Source organism: Streptomyces sp. SCPE 10, from assembly GCF_051980735.1.
Lineage (GTDB): Bacteria > Actinomycetota > Actinomycetes > Streptomycetales > Streptomycetaceae > Streptomyces > Streptomyces misionensis.
In genome coordinates this window covers 7,651,902-7,668,442 of the sequence record NZ_CP197069.1, presented here as the reverse complement: position 1 = coordinate 7,668,442, position 16,541 = coordinate 7,651,902, and the positions used below count along the sequence as shown (strand labels likewise).

19 protein-coding genes and 1 pseudogene are annotated in these 16,541 nt (G+C 72.6%); 11 read left to right on the top strand and 9 right to left on the bottom strand.

Annotation, left to right across the window (positions count from 1 at the left end; all coding sequences use genetic code 11):
* Window positions 1-10: 10 nt before the first annotated feature.
* From ACSP97_RS34810 to ACSP97_RS34770, 9 genes and pseudogenes are all read left to right on the top strand, one after another.
* Window positions 11-577, top strand: coding sequence for a DivIVA domain-containing protein (locus tag ACSP97_RS34810; RefSeq protein ID WP_355325735.1), 567 nt, complete (start codon window positions 11-13; stop codon window positions 575-577).
* Between the two features lie 41 nt (window positions 578-618).
* Window positions 619-1,077: pseudogene (locus ACSP97_RS34805) on the top strand (hypothetical protein); the annotation flags it as partial.
* A gap of 261 nt (window positions 1,078-1,338) precedes the next feature.
* A complete protein-coding gene (gene ggt, locus ACSP97_RS34800; protein ID WP_440558521.1) occupies window positions 1,339-3,189 on the top strand; it encodes a gamma-glutamyltransferase in 1,851 nt (616 codons plus the stop codon).
* Window positions 3,190-3,406: 217 nt separating this feature from the next.
* On the top strand, window positions 3,407-4,000 hold the full coding sequence (locus ACSP97_RS34795) for a DUF4291 domain-containing protein (RefSeq protein WP_355151055.1): 594 nt from the start codon (window positions 3,407-3,409) through the stop codon (window positions 3,998-4,000).
* Between the two features lie 37 nt (window positions 4,001-4,037).
* Window positions 4,038-4,748, top strand: coding sequence for an O-methyltransferase (locus tag ACSP97_RS34790; protein WP_355325743.1), 711 nt, complete (start codon window positions 4,038-4,040; stop codon window positions 4,746-4,748).
* Between the two features lie 137 nt (window positions 4,749-4,885).
* Window positions 4,886-5,335 (top strand): SRPBCC family protein, encoded by a 450-nt coding sequence (locus tag ACSP97_RS34785; RefSeq protein WP_355151059.1) that lies wholly within the window; start codon window positions 4,886-4,888, stop codon window positions 5,333-5,335.
* Window positions 5,336-5,549: 214 nt separating this feature from the next.
* The gene (locus ACSP97_RS34780; protein WP_358298155.1) at window positions 5,550-6,290 is read left to right on the top strand and encodes a class I SAM-dependent DNA methyltransferase; all 741 of its coding nucleotides are present in this window, start codon (window positions 5,550-5,552) and stop codon (window positions 6,288-6,290) included.
* A gap of 88 nt (window positions 6,291-6,378) precedes the next feature.
* Window positions 6,379-7,341 (top strand): aldo/keto reductase, encoded by a 963-nt coding sequence (locus ACSP97_RS34775; RefSeq protein WP_440555857.1) that lies wholly within the window; start codon window positions 6,379-6,381, stop codon window positions 7,339-7,341.
* Between the two features lie 23 nt (window positions 7,342-7,364).
* Window positions 7,365-7,721 carry a MerR family transcriptional regulator gene (locus ACSP97_RS34770; RefSeq protein ID WP_440555856.1) on the top strand — a complete coding sequence of 119 codons (357 nt, stop codon included), beginning with the start codon at window positions 7,365-7,367 and terminating at the stop codon, window positions 7,719-7,721.
* 81 nt (window positions 7,722-7,802) lie between these two features.
* Here ACSP97_RS34770 and ACSP97_RS34765 read toward each other — a convergent pair whose 3' ends face one another.
* The gene (locus tag ACSP97_RS34765) at window positions 7,803-8,477 is read right to left on the bottom strand and encodes an ABC transporter ATP-binding protein (protein ID WP_358271730.1); all 675 of its coding nucleotides are present in this window, start codon (window positions 8,475-8,477) and stop codon (window positions 7,803-7,805) included.
* A complete protein-coding gene (locus ACSP97_RS34760) occupies window positions 8,474-9,601 on the bottom strand; it encodes an FtsX-like permease family protein (protein WP_440555855.1) in 1,128 nt (375 codons plus the stop codon). Before ACSP97_RS34760 ends, ACSP97_RS34765 begins: the two co-directional genes overlap by 4 nt.
* Before the next feature lie 88 nt (window positions 9,602-9,689).
* On the opposite strand from ACSP97_RS34760, the gene ACSP97_RS34755 reads away from it, so the two are divergent.
* Together ACSP97_RS34755 and ACSP97_RS34750 are read left to right on the top strand one after the other, a co-directional pair.
* Window positions 9,690-10,301: a TetR/AcrR family transcriptional regulator gene (locus tag ACSP97_RS34755; RefSeq protein WP_364725053.1), complete on the top strand. Its 612-nt coding sequence runs from the start codon at window positions 9,690-9,692 to the stop codon at window positions 10,299-10,301.
* Between the two features lie 148 nt (window positions 10,302-10,449).
* Window positions 10,450-10,971, top strand: a complete 522-nt coding sequence (locus tag ACSP97_RS34750; protein WP_440555854.1) for an SRPBCC family protein — start codon at window positions 10,450-10,452, stop codon at window positions 10,969-10,971.
* Between the two features lie 57 nt (window positions 10,972-11,028).
* On the opposite strand, the gene ACSP97_RS34745 is transcribed toward ACSP97_RS34750, so the two are convergent.
* The 7 genes from ACSP97_RS34745 to ACSP97_RS34715 all read right to left on the bottom strand — a co-directional run bounded on the left by ACSP97_RS34745 (window position 11,029) and on the right by ACSP97_RS34715 (window position 16,380).
* Window positions 11,029-11,667, bottom strand: coding sequence for a hypothetical protein (locus ACSP97_RS34745; protein WP_440558520.1), 639 nt, complete (start codon window positions 11,665-11,667; stop codon window positions 11,029-11,031).
* Window positions 11,668-11,794: 127 nt separating this feature from the next.
* On the bottom strand, window positions 11,795-12,511 hold the full coding sequence (locus ACSP97_RS34740) for a YqjF family protein (protein ID WP_355151077.1): 717 nt from the start codon (window positions 12,509-12,511) through the stop codon (window positions 11,795-11,797).
* Between the two features lie 127 nt (window positions 12,512-12,638).
* Window positions 12,639-12,842: a hypothetical protein gene (locus ACSP97_RS34735; RefSeq protein ID WP_440555853.1), complete on the bottom strand. Its 204-nt coding sequence runs from the start codon at window positions 12,840-12,842 to the stop codon at window positions 12,639-12,641.
* Window positions 12,843-13,300: 458 nt separating this feature from the next.
* Window positions 13,301-13,483, bottom strand: coding sequence for a hypothetical protein (locus tag ACSP97_RS34730; RefSeq protein WP_355325767.1), 183 nt, complete (start codon window positions 13,481-13,483; stop codon window positions 13,301-13,303).
* An 18-nt stretch (window positions 13,484-13,501) separates the two neighbouring features.
* Window positions 13,502-14,263, bottom strand: coding sequence for an alpha/beta hydrolase (locus ACSP97_RS34725; RefSeq protein ID WP_355325770.1), 762 nt, complete (start codon window positions 14,261-14,263; stop codon window positions 13,502-13,504).
* A 74-nt stretch (window positions 14,264-14,337) separates the two neighbouring features.
* A complete protein-coding gene (locus ACSP97_RS34720; protein WP_440555852.1) occupies window positions 14,338-14,946 on the bottom strand; it encodes a DinB family protein in 609 nt (202 codons plus the stop codon).
* Between the two features lie 87 nt (window positions 14,947-15,033).
* On the bottom strand, window positions 15,034-16,380 hold the full coding sequence (locus ACSP97_RS34715) for a hypothetical protein (RefSeq protein ID WP_440555851.1): 1,347 nt from the start codon (window positions 16,378-16,380) through the stop codon (window positions 15,034-15,036).
* Between the last annotated feature and the right edge of the window lie 161 nt (window positions 16,381-16,541).

Here is a 16,541-nt window from a genome sequence, read left to right as displayed (position 1 = left end):
TCGGAGACAAGTGAACGAGACAGGAGCCCACCAGCCACAGGAGTCCCGGGAGCCCTGGGTGACGCCCGAGGCCCTTCGATCGATGACCTTTCCCCGCGCGCCCCTGACCCGTCGCGGCTACAGCGAAGAAGCGGTGCACGACGCGCTGCGGCGCTGCGCCCAGGCGCTGACCGCGCTCACGGAGGAGAACGACCGCCTGCGGGCGGACATGCAGCGTCACCGGGACTGGATCCGGGCGAACAACATCGGTGACGGCGGCAGCCCCACCGGGGTGCCGACCGTGGACGCCGTGCTGCAGCAGGCGCGCGCCCAGCAGTCGGCGGAGCAGACCGTCACCGCGGCCCGCGAGCAGGCCCGCAGCATGGTGCGGGCCGCGAGGGCGCAGGCCGAGGCGATCCTTCAGCAGAGGTGGGAACAGGCCGCCCAGTCGCCCGAGAACGACCAGGAGGAGACCGAGCGGCTCATCTCCTACCTGCGCCAGGTCGCGCAGTCGCTGACCGTCACCGCGGACCAGTACGACAGCAAGCGCCCCGCGATCTCCTCGCCGGCGGGACCCGCCGCCCCGCCGGGACCCTGACCGGCGCCCCTCGCGGGCGGGCCCGCGGACCGGGCGTCGACGTGCTCGCGCCACACCGGCCGGCGTCACCCGTCACGGGGGTGCGAGGGGCCCGTCCGCCGACTTCCCCGCAGGGTCAGGCGGCGCTCGCGGCGACGGGGCCGGGGGCACTGCTGGGCGCCGTGCCGGCCGCCCGTCTGCCGAGCCGGTTCGGTCACGGCCCGGTGCTCGTGTCCGCGGCGGCGCTCGGCGACGGCGTGTTCCTGAGCGTGCCCGCCCTGCACGGCCGTTCGGCGGTGACGGTTCCCGTGCTCCTGGCCGTCAACTTCCTGTTCGGGGCGGCCGGTCGGTTGGTGAACGTCACCCTCATGGCGGTGCGGCAGGCCCTCACCCCGGACGGGACGCAGGGCCGGACGGCCGCCACGATCACGTTCGCTGGAATGGGCATGGCTCCGCTCGGCTCCCTGCTGGGCGGGTTTCTCCCGGTGGCGTGGAGCGTGCGCGGCAGTGTCCTGGTGACGGCCGCGGGCATGCTGCTGTCCCCGGCGGTGATGGCCCTGTCCCCGCTCGCACGCCTTGGCCGGACGGCCAAGCGCTCCGCCCCGGGTTGTCGACCCCTTCCCGGCCGCTGGATCCGCTGCCGGCCCCTACCGGCGGGAAACCTCAGATCTTCCGCAAACCTTGATCCACACGGTTGCCCGCCCCACGGTCGGCTGCAAATGTTTCGCGCACCCCGCTCCAGTCGGCGACTCCCTCCCAGGAGGGGCGAAATCGGAGGTTTCGTGACCACCCGCCGTACCCTGGTGACCGCCGCTTCGACGGCGTTGCTCACCCTTCCCCTGCTCCCCCACACCGCCGCCGCCTCGGCCCCCGCCGCCCCGCAGGAGACGGCTCCCGGGCTCCGGCCGCCCGCCAAGCAGGCGGTCGCCGTCGGTGACGGCGGTGCCGTCGCCAGCGTCAACCCCTACGCCACACAGGTCGGCATCGACGTTCTGCGCCGCGGCGGCAACGCCATCGACGCCGCGGTCGCCACCGCGGCCGCGCTCGGTGTCGTCGAGCCCTACTCGTGCGGGGTCGGAGGCGGCGGCTACTTCGTGTACTACGACGCCCGCACCAGGACCGTCCACACCATCGACGGCCGGGAGACCGGACCGGCCCGTATGCGGTCCGACTCGTTCACCGATCCCGCCACCGGCAAGGCGATCCCGTTCGACGACGCCGTCAACTCCGGCCTGTCGGTGGGCGTTCCCGGCACCCCGGCGACGTGGCGGAAGGCCCTGGACGCCTGGGGGACCCTTTCCCTGGCCGAGGCCATGCGGCCGGCGATCCGGATCGCGGACGAGGGATTCGTCGTCAACGAGCAGTTCCGCGCCCAGACCGAGATGAACGAGGACCGCTTCCGAGACTTCACCTCGACCGCCCGGCTGTTCCTGCCGAACGGTCGACTGCCCGTCGTCGGCAGCCTTTTCCGCAATCCGGAGCTGGCCCGGACCTACCGGGAGCTGGCCCACACCGGCATGGACGCGATGTACTTCGGTGACATCGGCCGCGACGTGGTGCGGACCGTCCAGGATCCCCCGGTGGCCCCGGGCGCCACCCGCACGGTGCGCCCCGGCCTCATGGAACGCGCCGATCTCGCCGCCTACCGGGTGATCATGCGGGCCCCGACCCGCACGACGTACCACGGGCTGGACGTGTACTCCATGGCACCGTCCTCCTCCGGTGGCACCACGGTCGGGGAGGCCCTCAACATCCTGGAGAACCTCCACCTGTCGCCGGCCGACAAGGTGCAGGCCCTGCACGACTACCTGGAGGCCAGCCGGATCGCGTTCGCGGACCGCAACCGCTGGGTGGGCGACCCGGCGTTCTCCGACGTACCGACCCAGGAGCTGCTGGGCAAGGAGTTCGCGAAGGACCGCGCCTGCCTGATCCGGCCCACCACGTCGCTGACCAGCCCCGTCGCCCCGGGCGACCCGCGCCATCCCGCGGGCTGCTCCGACTCGGGCACCGGCGCCCTCGAACCCTACGAGGGCCGGTCGACCACCCACCTGGTGGCCTCCGACCGCTGGGGCAACGTCGTCTCCTACACACTGACGATCGAGCAGACCGGCGGCTCGGCGATCACGGTTCCCGGCCGCGGGTTCCTGCTCAACAACGAGCTGACGGACTTCGACTTCACGCCCCTGCAGGCAGGCGTGCCCGACCCGAACCTGCCGGGCCCCGGCAAGCGGCCGCGCAGCAGCATGTCGCCGACGATCGTCCTGCGGAGCGGCAAGCCCCTGATCGCCGTGGGGTCGCCGGGCGGCGCCACCATCATCACCACCGTTCTCCAGACCCTCGTCAACCGCCTCGACCTCGGCATGACACTGCCGGAAGCGGTCGCCGCGCCGCGCATATCGCAGCGCAACGGCGCGACGACGGAGGCCGAGCCCGCGTTCCTCGACTCGCCGGAGCGCCCCGCGCTCGAAGCCCTCGGCGAGCGGTTCGTCCTGGCCCCGCCGGCCTTCACCCCGTCACCCGAGATCGGCGCGGTCGCCGCGCTGGAGTTCGGGTCCCACGGAAAGGTCACGGCGGTCGCCGAGCCGAAGCGGCGCGACGGCGGCTCGGCGATGGTCGTCCACCAGAGGTCCTGAGGCGGAGCCGAACGACGGCACCCGGACTCTTCGCCCCCGTACACGAACGCGTGCGGTTCTGTACGGGGGCGGCGCGAGCACGTCGGTGCCCCCTCGACGCCGGGGCCGCACCGTCTCCTCCCCGTCCGCGACCGCCCGGGTGACCTGGTGTCCCGGGCGACCCCGGTGCCACGGTAATTCGATGGCGCTCACCCATGGGTGTGACCACCCTGTTCCCATGTCAGAACCCAAGAATCGCATCCGGGCCGCGTACACCGATTCCACCGTCACCGTCTATCAGGCGTACACGCCGGAGATCGGCCGCCGGGCAGCCCATGAGGGCCGGTTTCCGCCGACGTGGAAGAGGGACCGGATGACCTGGATCAAGCCGTCGTTCCTGTGGATGATGTACCGCTGCGGGTGGGGTACGAAGGAAGGCCAGGAGACCGTCCTCGCCGTCGAGATCTCCCGCGCGGGCTTCGAATGGGCGTTGCAGAACGCCTGCCTGTCCCACTACGAGCGGGGGCTCCATGCCGACGAGGCCGCGTGGAAGCGCCAGTTGAAGCGGGCTCCCACCCGGGTGCAATGGGACCCCGAACGCGACCTGCGCCTCCAGCCGCTTCCTCACCGGTCCCTCCAGCTCGGCCTCGCCGGGGAAGCGGCGCGTCTCTACGCGGACGAGTGGATCACCTCGATCACCGACGTCACCCCTCTCGTCCACACGATCCACGCGCACGTACAGGCCGGGGACCTCGACGCCGCACAGCAACTCCTGCCCCGTGAACGCCCTTACCTTGTGAAGGAGGGTTTCCTGGCTCATCTGAGCCGGTGAGCCGGGTCCCGGTCGAGGCGGCCTTCGGGTACGAGGGATGGGTGGCAACGTGAACGCGGACGAACGTGTGGCGCGGGTTCGTGAGGTGCGCAGGCGGCTCGCGCGGGAGGGGCCTGCGCGGGTACGCGACCACGAGAGGGACTTCGAGACCGTCTCCGTTCCCGAACGCCATGGCGACCGGCTACGGGATCTGCTGGTCGCCGAGGGCGCCGGGAAGGTCGTCGAGATCGGTCTCGCGTACGCCGGTTCCGCGCTCGCCATCGGCGAGGCCCTGCTGACCGTCGACGCGCCGTCTCCCCGGCACGTCATCATCGACCCGTTCCAAGAGCGCGAGTACGCCAACGTCGGCTGGGACCTGCTGTGTTCGGCGGGGCTGGACTCGATCGCCAGGCTCGTGCCCGGTCCGTCGTCGCTCGCGCTGCCACGGCTCCTCGGCGAGGGCTTCGTCGCCGACGCGGCCTTCGTGGACGGCAGCCACCGGTTCCACGAAGTCTTCGTCGACCTGTACTTCCTGCGCAAGATCGTCCGTCCCGGCGGCCTGGTCGTCGTCGACGACGACTGGTGGCCGTCCGTGCACACGGCCGCCCGGTACTACGAGCGGAACACGGGATGGCAGGTCCTCCCCGACGCCTTTCCCGGCGAGCCGGTGGGCGTTCAGCCGCAGGGCCGGCACGGGACCCGGTGCAAGGCGTTCCGCCTGCCCGACCCCCCGTTCGAGCCTTCCTTCCAGGACTTCCGCGCGTTCTGACTCGTTCCGGTCCGGCGACGACGAGCGGCCCGCGCCCACGGCGCCGGCCGACCACCGGCGACGGACCAGGCATGAACGGCCCCTACCCTGGAACCCGCTCCTCGTCCAACCCGTGAACGAGGAAGCGAGGAACGCGCATGTCTCAGGTCGAAGAGTCCATCGAGGTCAACGTCCCCGTCCGCGCCGCCTACAACCAGTGGACCCAGTTCGAGGAATTCCCCCGCTTCATGGGGGGCGTCGAGCGCGTCGAGCAGCGCACCGACACCCTCACCCACTGGAAGACGAAGATCGACGGGGTGGAACGCGAATTCGACGCGGAGATCACCGAGCAGATCCCCGACGAGCGCGTCGCCTGGACTTCGATCGACGGCGAGGCCAAGCAGGCGGGTGTCGTCACGTTCCACCGCCTGGATGACAACACCACCAAGGTCATGCTGCAACTCGGCTACACGCCAAAGGGCGTGACCGAGACCGTCGGGGACAAGCTCGGCTTCGTCAAGCGCCAGGTCAGCGGGGACCTGAAGCGGTTCAAGGAGTTCATCGAGTCCCGCGGCACCGAGACCGGCGCCTGGCGCGGGGCGGTCTGACGGCCGAGCCGGGCGTCCGCCCGCGAGGTCACGCCGGGCGCTGCCGCGGACACCGCGTCATGGAGACGCTCTCATCGACACGGGCGGGGCTCCCCCTCGTCGGCGCCACCGTCGACACGGGGGCGGGCCCCGCCCGGCGTGCCGTGCCCGGCACGCCGGGCGGCCAGGTAAATGCCTCGACAACGCCCCTCGGCAACCGGCAAAGTGGCCGCCCGTGACGAGCAGTGAGCTGTGGAACCGTGCGACCGCCGACCGTTACGACGCCGAGGAGACCGAGATGTCCTCGGCCGCCGTCCTCGGACCCACCCTCGATTTCCTCGCCGAACTCGCCGGAGGCGGGCGGGCGTTGGAGTTCGCCATCGGTACGGGGCGGGTGGGTGTTCCGCTCCGGGAACGCGGCGTGCCGGTGGTGGGGGTCGAACTCTCCGAGCACATGGCAGCGGTCCTGCGGCGCAAGGTCGGCGAGGACGTGCTCCCGGTCGTCATCGGCGACATGGCCAAGACCGTCGTCCCCGGCGAGTTCAGCCTCGTCTATCTGGTCTACAACACGATCTCGAACCTGCTCACACAGGACGAGCAGGTCGAGTGCTTCCGCAACGCCGCACGCCATCTGGCGCCCGGTGGCCGGTTCGTCATCGAGCTGGGCGTGCCGCCGCTGCGGTTCCTGCCGCCCGGGCAGGTCGCGGTGCCGTTCGACGTCTCCGAGCAGCACCTCGGTTTCGACACCTTCCACCTGGTCGAGCAGATCCTCGTCTCGCACCACTTCACCCGCGACGGCGACGACGGCCGCTACCGCCGTGACGCCTCCCGGCACCGGTACGCGTGGCCCGCCGAACTCGATCTGATGGCGCGGATCGCCGGGCTGGAACTGGAGCGTCGCGTCGCGGACTGGGACGGGTCGCCGTTCACCCAGGACTCCGGTAAGCACATCTCCGTGTGGCGCAAGCCGGCCTGACGCCACCACCGGCCGCCACAGCGGAAATTCCGGGCCCCGCAGCGCCCTCTCTTGACCTGGAGCGCGCTCCGGATTCGAGCATGGGCACATGAACACCACTCACCCCACCGCTCGGCCCTCCACTCAGCCCCAAGTCGTCCTCGGGACGATGGACTTCGGCACCCGCGTGAGCCGCGAGCAGGCCTTCGCGGTCCTCGACGCCTTCATCGACGGCGGCGGAGTCTGGCTGGACACCGCGAACTGCTACTCGTTCTGGACCGACCCCCGTGGCATCGGCGGCGCGAGCGAGGAGGTCATCGGCGCCTGGCTCCGTGCCCGGCCCGGAGCCCGGGACGTGGTGCGGATCGCCACGAAGGTCCGGCAGAACCCGCTCGTTCCGCACTCCTGGCCGGACAGCGCCGAAGGGCTCTCCGCCCGCGCCGTCCAGACCGGGGCCGAACAGAGCCTCCTGCGGCTGGGGGTCGATCACGTCGATCTGCTCTGGGCCCACGCGGAGGACCGTGCGGTGCCGCTGGAGGAGACGGTCGGTGCCTTCGGTGAACTGGTCGCGAAGGGCGTGGCCCTGCGGGTCGGGGCGGCGAACCATGCCGCCTGGCGCGTCGCGCGGGCCCGGTCGCTCGCCCGGGAACAGGGCGTGGAACCGTGGACGGCGCTGCAACTGCGCCACTCACTCGTGCAGCCGCGCCCGCTCACCCCGGTCGCGGAGGCCGGCCACCGCATGCTGACCACCGAGGACCTGGATCTGGCGCGGTCGGAGGGGCTCGGCGTCTGGTCGTACAGCTCGCTGATGTGGGGATCTTACGTTCGCCCGGACAAGCCGCTTCCGCGAACCTATGATCACCCGGGGACCGAACGGGTGCTCGCGGTCCTGGGCGACATCGCGGGCGAACTCTCGGCCACCAGGAACCAGGTCGTCCTCGCCTGGCTGATGCAACAGGGGATCGACCCCATCGTCGGCGCGAGCCGGGCGGAGCAGATCGAGGAGGCGCTCGCGGCACGCCGGGTACGCCTCGAGGACGAGCACCTGGCGCGCTTCGCCGGAGCGCGGTAGTGACAGTGCACCCGGGAGACCGCATGACGACCCTCTCGCCGGCGGCGGCCGCCGACCGCACCGGCGTGTCCATCGACACGCTGCGCTATTACGAGCGCGAAGGGCTCATCGGACCGATCCGGCGTTCCGCGGGCGGACGCAGGGAGTACACCGAGGACGACATCTTCTGGATCGGTCTGGTCGCCTGCTTCCGGGAGGCGGGCCTCGGCATCGCGGACCTGCGGGAGTTCGTCGCCCTCCTGCGCGCCGAGCACTCCGCGCGGGACCGGGTCGCCTTCCTCCGTGAGCGCCGTGCCGCACTGGAGCACCGGGTGGCGGCGCTCCACCGGGCGATGGAGGTCCTCGACGACAAGATCTCCTACTACGGCGCGGAGTCTTAGGGCGGACTCCGCTGTCTCTTGGGCCCCGCCGGCGCTCCTGCCCACGGGCGCCGGCGGGGTGTCGGCGGGCCGGCCCGGGACTCAGGCCGTAGGCGTGGCGGTGTGGTCCCGCATGTCGATCGTGCCGTCGGCCGCCTCGACGACCACCGGGTCGTGGGTGGCGACGACGGCGACGCAGCCGTGCTCGTGTGTGGTGCGGGCGATGAGTGCGGTCAGGTCGTCGGCGCGGGTCCGGTCGACGGCGGCTGTCGGTTCGTCGACGAGGAGGAGTTCGGGCCGGGTGAGCAGGGCACGGGCCAGGGCGACGCGTTGGCGCTCGCCGCCGGAGAGCTGGTCGGGCCGGTGACGGAGCCGGTGTCCGAGGCCGACGTCGGCGAGCAGGTCGCGGGCCCTGGCTCGTACCGCGCGGGGTTTGCGGTCGGCGAGGGAGGCGGCGGCGAGCAGTTGCTCCTCGGCGGTGAGTCCGGTGATGAGGTTGCCGCTCTGGAACATGTAGCCGATGCGGGTGCGGCGGGCGCGGGCGCGTTCGCGGTCGGTGAGGGCGGCCAGGTCGGTGTCGCCGAGCAGGACCCGTCCCTCGTCGGGGCGGAGCAGGGCGCCCGCGACGGCGAGGAGGGTGGACTTGCCGGAGCCGGAGGGGCCGACGAGGGCGGTGAGGACGCCCGGCCGGAAGGTGGCGGTCAGTGCCCGCAGGGCGGTGGTACGGGATTCGCCGCGGCCGAGGGTGACGGTGATGCCGTCGAGGCGGAGGGTCATCGTGCGGCTCCCAGCATGATCATCGGGTCGACGGTGGTGACGCGGCGCAGGGTGAAGGCGGAGCCCGCGAGCCCGACCAGGGTCACCGCGGCCATGGTGGTGGCGAGGGCGGCGGCGGGGAGGCTGAAGGGCACCTGCTCGCCGACGAACAGGCCGACGGCGGAGGCGAGTACGGCTCCGACGGCCGTCCCGGCGACGACGACCACGGCGGCCTGCGCGAGGGTGTGACCGAGCAGGCGGCGGCGGGAGGCGCCCAGGGCGCGCAGCAGGGCGAGTTCGGGGGTGCGCTGAACCGTCCACACGGCGAAGAAGGCGCCGACGACCAGCGGTGCGATGAGGAAGAGGAAGGTCTGGATGGAGGTCATCGTCAGGCGTTCGCCCTCGTAGCCGGGGGCCGCGGCGAACGCGTCCCGGAGCGGGACGGTGGCCGTGTGGTGGCGGCGGTCCGCGTCGGCGAGCGTCGTGCCGTCGAAGCCGGCGGGGAGCTTGAGGGCCATCGCGCTGTACTGGCGCGGGAGGTCGCCGGGGCGCGCGTCGGTGCCCGGTGCGGTGAAGCGGATGCGGCGCCAGGTGTCGGCGGTGACATAGGCGGCGGGGACGTGCCCGTAGGAGGAGCGGCCGGTGGTGCCGACGACCTTCAGCCGGATGCCGAGCCGGTCGATGACGAGGGTGTCGCCGATGCGGACGCCGTCGCCGACGAGTTGCCGGGAGACCACGATCCCCTGGGGCGCGCTCGCGGCGAGGGGCTTGCCGTCGTCGGCCCCGGGGTCGGTGAAGGCGCCGGGCTCCACACCGAACGCGGCGAGGTCGACCTCGACGTGCCGGTCGGTGGTACCGCGGGTGATGGCGACGCCGAGCGGGGTGGCCGAGACGCCGGCTTCCCGCCGCCAGCCGTCGACGGTCCGCTCGTCGATCAGGCCTCGGGCGAACTGGTCGGAGTCCGAGCCGGCGGCGAAGGCGATGTGGGTGGCGGGCAGTCTGCGCAGGGCGGAGACGGTGTCGTCACCGAGCCCGGTGGTGAACCCGGAGACGATGCCGACGAGCGCGGCGACGAGGACGACGACGCTGCCCATCAGCAGGAAGCGGCCACGAGCCGCCTTGAGTTCCAGCAGGGCGAGGAACACTGTGTTCCTTCCAAAGTTAGGGACAGGGCGTCCCTAAAATAGAAGATGGGGACGCCGCGTCCCCAAGTGGGGGTCCTAAACTGACCCTGTGCCCAAGATCCACGCCGCGTCGGTCGCCGATCACCGCGCCCGGCAGCGGGCCGCCCTGCTCGAAGCGGCTCGGGAACTGCTCGCCGAGGGCGACGCCTCCAAGGTGACGTTCGCGGCGGTGGCCCGCCGCACCGGGCTGGCCCGCAACAGCGTCTACAAGTACTTCGCCGACCGCAGGCAGCTGCTGACCGAGGTGGTCCGGGAGGCCGCGCCGCGCTGGACCGAGCGCATCCACGCCGCCCTCGCCGCGGCCGGCGACTCGCCCCGGGACCGGGTGGCCGCCTACGTCACCGCGCAGCTGGAGATGGTCCGCGACGGCGAGCACCGCATCGCCAGGGCCGACGCCGACGCGGGGGACGCCGCGGCGCTGCGCGAGGGCGCGGACGCGGCGCACCGGGCCCTGCTCGACCCGCTCGTGGGCGCCCTGAAGGACCTCGGCGACGACGCCCCGCTGCGGACAGCTCGGCTGCTCCAAGGGTTCGTCAACGCCGCGACGACGGCGCTGGAGGCGGGCGACGACTACGACGCGGTGGCGGACAAGGCCGTACGGCTGGCCGTCGCGGCGCTCGACGGCCTCACGGCCGGACCGTCGTCCCCGGCGAAGACGTAGCGCTGCACACCTGGTCCGGCCGTCCTGGCGAACGCACAGCCCGACGCGAAGGAGACGGTCTCCCCCGGCCGCTCGACTCGCCCAGGGTCCTGCTGCCAAAGTGATCAAGGCCGTGGACGAGCCGAGATCCGACATCGAGGGGGACGACATGCGATTCGCCGATGGGCCGAGCGTGCACTGTGATGTTCATGTCCAGGCGGACGTGCGGCGCGTGTGGGAGCTGGTGACCGACATCCGTCTGCCCGCCCGGCTCAGCCCGGAGTTGCGGCGCGTCGCCTGGCTCGACGGGGCGGACCGCCCCGTGGTGGGCGCGCGCTTCGAGGGGTACAACCAGCACGAGCGGCTCGGCGAATGGCGGACCGTCTCCCATGTCGTCGAGCTGGACGAGCCGAGGGTGTTCGCCTGGGCCGTCACGGACGCCGACGGCCGTTACGGAGAACCGGCGCCGGATCCGGCGCGGCCCATGGCGACCTGGCGCTGCGAACTGGAGGCCGAGAACGGCGGCACCCTGCTGCGGCAGTCGGTCCTGATCGGGCCCGGCCGCAGCGGCGTCACACTGGCGCTCGAACGTTGGCCCGACCGGGAGGAGGAGATCGTCGCCTTCCGGTCGAAGGAACTGCTCGCCGGGATGGAGGCGACCCTTCAGGGCATCAAGGCCCTTGCCGAATAGGACAGTTGAGCGTTCAGGTGCGGCCCGTCACTCGTGGGTTCCCCGCTCCGTGGTTGTTCAAGGGGTGCTCACGGTCGTCGTCACCCGTACCAGGCTGGGTCTGCGGGGTGTGGAGCCGAAGCCGAACCGGACCGGTGGGCGCACCGCGGTGAGGGCGCCGAGGCTCCGTCCCCGCACCACCGCGGTCATCCCGGTGATCCGGTGCAGATCGTGGGCGCCGTACCACTCGTGGCGTCCGCCGCCGGCCGTGCCCCGGGTGCGCACACCCAGCAGCAGGCGGGCCGGCGGGTCCGTCACCGCGGTCCAGCCGGGGCTGGCGGACAGCGCCGCGGGTACCGCACGCAGCAGCAGCCCGGCCGGGCCCCGCCGGCCGACCGTGAACCGCAGACCGAGCACCGCTCCCGCCGTGACGGTCCACACGTCGCCGGTGACGCGGACCCGTACGGGTACGATCCGCACCTCGTCGAAGGAGTACGTACCGGCGATGAACTCGGCCGTCCGCCGGGTCGGGGCCAGCAGCAGGCGGTGTCCGTCGGGCCGTTCGAGCATCACGTCGCTGAACGGCCCGAAGGGCGAGCGCGGCCAGTGGCCCACGACCAGCCGGGTCCCGGACGCCGTCCCGAGGCCGGCGATCCAGCCCTCGAAGCGCATCCGGACCGGGCGCCTGGCCCGCCTGTCCGCACCGGAGGCCCGCATCATCCACCCGCGCCCTCGGGAGCGACGCGGCCGCACCGGCGCGAGGCTCGCGCTCCGCCCGCCCGCGCCGCCCCACCCGGTGGGCCTGCGGGCAAGCTTTCGGGGCCGGGCCACCGCACGGGTTCCCTCACCGTCTCCCCTTCCGCTGCCGCACCGGTCGCGAGGGCGCGAAACGCACCGTGCGGACCCCGTCCGAGAAGTGCGCCAGCGGCTCCTCGGCGGGCGGGGGCAGCCCGGCCGCCCGGGTCAGCGTCTCGTCGAGGCCCTCGATGTGCGCCGCGCGCAGCGGCCAGGGCTCGTGCTCGACGGGCGTCTCCCAGAGCACGCCGAACCCGCGGGTGAAGGCCCGCCAGCGCGAAGTCAGCCACACGTCCCGGCGGGTCGGCCGGAGCGGCTCGCCCGGCCGGACGGTGAGGCGGTACGACGGCCCGCCGCGCCCCCGGACGCCGGCATAGGTCAGAGCGTCGCCGTCGCGTGACAACCTCAGGCGTCCCAGGTGGTACGGCGCGCCGATCGCGCGGGCCGCAAGCATGACCGGGGACGCCACTTCGAGGGACAGGAACCACAGGCCGTCCCGGCCGTCCCGGCCGCGCGCGTAGGTGCGTAGGTTGGTCTCCGCGAAGGGAGGCACCGCGAGCGGGGACCCCGGTACCCGTACGCCGGCCATCACGAACGGCGTCAGGCTCACCCAGGCCCGCCCGTCGCAGGTGTCCACGGTCAGGCCGTCCGGGAGCAGGCGCTGCACCTGCTCGGCGGGGTAGGACCAGTGCACGAAGGTCTGCGTCAGCCATGCGGCGCGCAACGCCGGCAGACGTACGCGCTGCTCCGCTCCGTAGGACGCCACGGATCCCGACTCCCCCGCGGCCGCGCGGTGAAACCGGGCGAAGGAACAGGCCGCTCTGCCGCGCATGCGCGGCGGACACCGGAGCGGCGCTCGACACTCGGGCACGGACCGTGGGAGCCGCGTCGTGTCAGCGGCATGCCGGCTGGTTCCCGCGGTCCTCCCAGAGCAGCTTCATGTGTTCGGTGGCAGTGGTGTGTCCGCGCCTGACGGTCACGGTGACCCGGCCGCGGGTCCGCGCGGGGACGTCGAAGGCGTAGACCGAGCGCCTGCCGTCGAGGAAGGGGGCGAGCCGCCGCAGTGCGAGAGGTCTGCCGTTGCACGTCACCTTCACGACGGCCTCGTGGTCCGCGCCGAGTACGTCGTGCTGGTCGGTGATCGCGGTGACGACGAGAGGGACGACCGTGGGACGAGAGGAGTAGGCGGTGCTGCCGGGGGACGAGGCGCAGCTCGTCGTGACGGCTCCGCCGGTCGCCGCGGCGGAGCCGAAGCAGAACCGCCTCTCGCCGGTCTCCCCAGACGAACAGCGCGGATCCCCGGTCGACGGCGGCCGTGGACATCGGAGCCGGGCCGGGGTGGTCCCTTGTCGGCAGCTGCGCCAGCAGACGGCGCCGCGCCCCTGCGGTCACCTCCTCGCGGCCGGCCGTCGTGGCCCGCGAAGAGGCGGCGCGCGGCGCGGTGGGCGATTTGGTCGGGGGCGGCTCGCCGGGGCTCGTACACGCCGCCGTCGAGGCGAGCGCGGCTCCGGCCAAAGCGGACACAAGAACCCGTTTCATGTCGCCCTCCGTTGTCCTACGTGGTGTCCGCGCGCGGTGCGTGTTCCCGGTCGTCGTTCAGCCGGTCGGCGTGCCCTGGCGGAACCAGCCGGCCCGTTTCCGTCGGCCGCCACACCGGGCTTCGCCATGTCCGGCGGCCCCGGTGGTCGGCGACGTACGTCAGGTGGACGACGCCCGGCGCGAGGACGACCCCCGGCATGTCGCCGACCTCGACCGGTCACGGCCGGTGGCCGGGGTGCCGGGCGGAGGTGGTGGCCGCGCGGGCCAGGACGTCGGCGGTCAGCGCGCCCGCCGCCACGGCGTGGGCGGCGGTGCTGGGCAGGCAGCGCCCGTGTTCGGGGGCGTACTCGGTCATGACGACGCCCGCGTGATCGGTCGGGACCTCGGCGAGGGATGACGGCAGGCCCTGTTCCCCGAGTGCCGTGTGCAGTTCGCGGGAGCGCGCCACGTCGACCACGGGATCGGCGGTGCCGTGCACCAGCCAGACCGGGATCGGTGGCAGCGGGCCGCCGTCCCGGCGCAGGTCGTCCAGCGGGATGGTGCCGGTGCTGGGGGCGGCCGACGCGTAAGCGCCCGCGATTCCCACGACGGCCTGCGGCCGCCAGTCGCCGAATGCGGCGGGGTTCAGTGCGACGCCCACCGCGGCCTTGCCACCGCGCGACCAGCCGGCGAGTACGACCCGCCCGGGATCTCCGCCGAGGCCGGCCACGCGCTGCCGTACGAAGGCGGCGGACTCCATCAGATGCGTACGGCCGCCGTCCGGGGCGTCGGGGCGCCAGTCCGGCACCAGGACAAGGACGCCCAGCTCCGCGGCGGCGCGGGCGACCGGCGCGAGGACGTCCCGTTCGTCGGGGCCCCGGCCGTGCCAGAGCAGCACCACGGGTGCGGGTCCCGGTGTGCCCGTGGGCCGGTAGACGTCCATGAGCTTGCCAGTGGGCCCGTACCGGAGCCCCGCCGTGACGACGACTTCTGTGGCCACCGTTCCCCCTGACTGGTCCCACCGAACGACGACACGCTATCAACGGCCAGTCGTGCCGGGCCGCCGGTTCGGTCTCAGCCCTGGGCGGCGCTCCTGTCGTCGGCCTGGCGCGCTGCCCGTTCCAGGCGGTTGCGGTAGGACTGCCACCATGCCGGGTCGCCGGGAGCCATGCTGTCCCTGTCCTTGCGTTCGCCGACGTCGCCGTCGATGAGTTCGCGGACGATGTCGGCGTGTCCGGCGTGGCGGTGTGTCTCGGTGAGCACGCGGACGACGGCGTGGTGCAGTGTCATCTCGTCGCGGCCGGCCGGCCACCAGGGCACCTTGCCGATCGTGTCGAGGGGCAGCGCCTCCAGTGTGGCGTCCGCGTGGGACCAAGCGCGGCGGTAGAGGCCCACCATGGACTCGCGGGACTCGTCGGCCGTGGCCCACATGTCCGCGTTCGTCTCGGCGTCGTCCCCGAGCCAGGGCAGCGGCTCCTCGGCGGGCCGCCCGAACGTGGCGCCGAGGTAGCCCAGTTCCACACCGGCGACATGCTTCACCAATCCCAGCAGGTTGGTGCCGGTCGGCGTGAGCGGGCGGCGGATGTCGTACTCCGAGAGTCCTTCGAGCTTCCACAGCAACGCCTCCCGGGCGGTCTGCAGGTAGCGGTGAAGGTCGGCCTTGGCATCTGATGAGGTGGTCATGGGGTCACTTTGCCGCTTCCGCCGTCGTCTTCGGGGTTTTCCGGCCCGGCGCCGGGAGTTCGGCACCGGGCCCGGGCGGGATGCCCGTCAGGTGGACGGGTTCACGACCACCTTGGCGGAGTTGTTCTCGGTGTCCGGATCGAAGGCGAAGGACGTGCCGTAGTCGGGCCGGGCGACGACGCGGCCCGTGGCGTCGGGGACGACCCGGTCGATGCGCAACTGGAAGGGGAAGCCGACCCGCAGGTCCGGCTTGGCCCACATCGGCAGCGTGCAGGCGTAGTGGCCGATGGCCGGGTCGTCGCCGGACTTCCAGGCGTTGCGGCAGATGTCGGGCACCGAGGTGGCGGTGGTGCCCTCCGGGAGGTAGAAGTCGAGCACGGCGACCGGGTCGCCGGAGCTGACGTTGCCGACCCAGGCCGGGCCCCGGTTGTCGAAGCGGAAGGCGGCGGTGACGGTGTCGCCCGCCGTGCCGCTCACCTCGGTGCCGTGCACGGCGAAGTCGGCGGTGTTGTCGGCGTCGATGTGCAGCGAGCGGCCGTTGTCCGAACCGTCGAGGTCGGTGGCGCCGGCGCCGGGCTCGACCTCGTAGTCGAACCGCTCGTACAGCGCGTGGTCGGTGACGGCGAGCCGCAGCGGCTCCGGCGGTTCCACGGTGGCGCCGGGCGCGACCTCGGTGTCGAACGAGCAGGTCACATAGGTCATGGACGCGTATGTGCTGTCCTCGTCCGGCCCGGTGTAGGTGCACTGCGGGTAGCGGGTGACGACATCGAGGCCGTACGTCGCCCACAGCCGCACGCTGAAGCCGTGGGCGGTCTCGTTGCCCGTGTTGGTGACGGAGAACGGCACGGTGAGGCTCGACCCCGGTTCGACCCCGGAGACGTCCTGCGGGGTGCTCACCCCGAGGTCGGGGCCGGAGCCGACGGTCACGGAGGTCTCCGCGGAGTACTCCGGGGCGACGAGTTTCCCGTCGGGCCCGCCGGTCGCCTCCGCCGAGTACTCGATCGCCCCCTGCGCGCCGACGGCGGCACCCGCCGCGGCCCGCACCTTCAGCTGGACCTGCGGCGTGTAACGGGTCGGCACGTCCCCGGTGTCGCACACCGCGACCGAACCGGTGCCGTCCGGGGTGCAGTTGTCGGGCCACAGCACCTCGGCGACCCCGGCGAGCCCGGAGACGTCGACGGTCAACCGGCCGTCGGTCACCGTGAAGTTGCTGTTGTCGTGGTAAAGGCCGAGCGCCAACGAGCGGTACTGCGCCGGGCCGTCGGCCGGTGCGACGGTGACCGCCTGCTCGTAAGGCGCCTGTATCCACAACTGGTCGGTCTGCGCCTCGTCGGCGTAGGCCGCCCCCGTACCGAGACCGGCGACGACCAGCGCCCCCACGGCTCCGGCACAGGCCCCGCGGCGCAGCGCGCGCATGACGGAGACAGAACTCATGACATCTCCCGAAGAGTCGGATAACAGCCCGCGGCAAATGATCAGGATCGGGCGGCGAGTTGGACGACCTGGGAAGATGAAAGGTTGTAGGCGGATGACGCGGCGACGAGGCCCTCTCCGGCCCGTCCGGATCCGTCACCCCCCGGGGCCTGCCGTCGTGT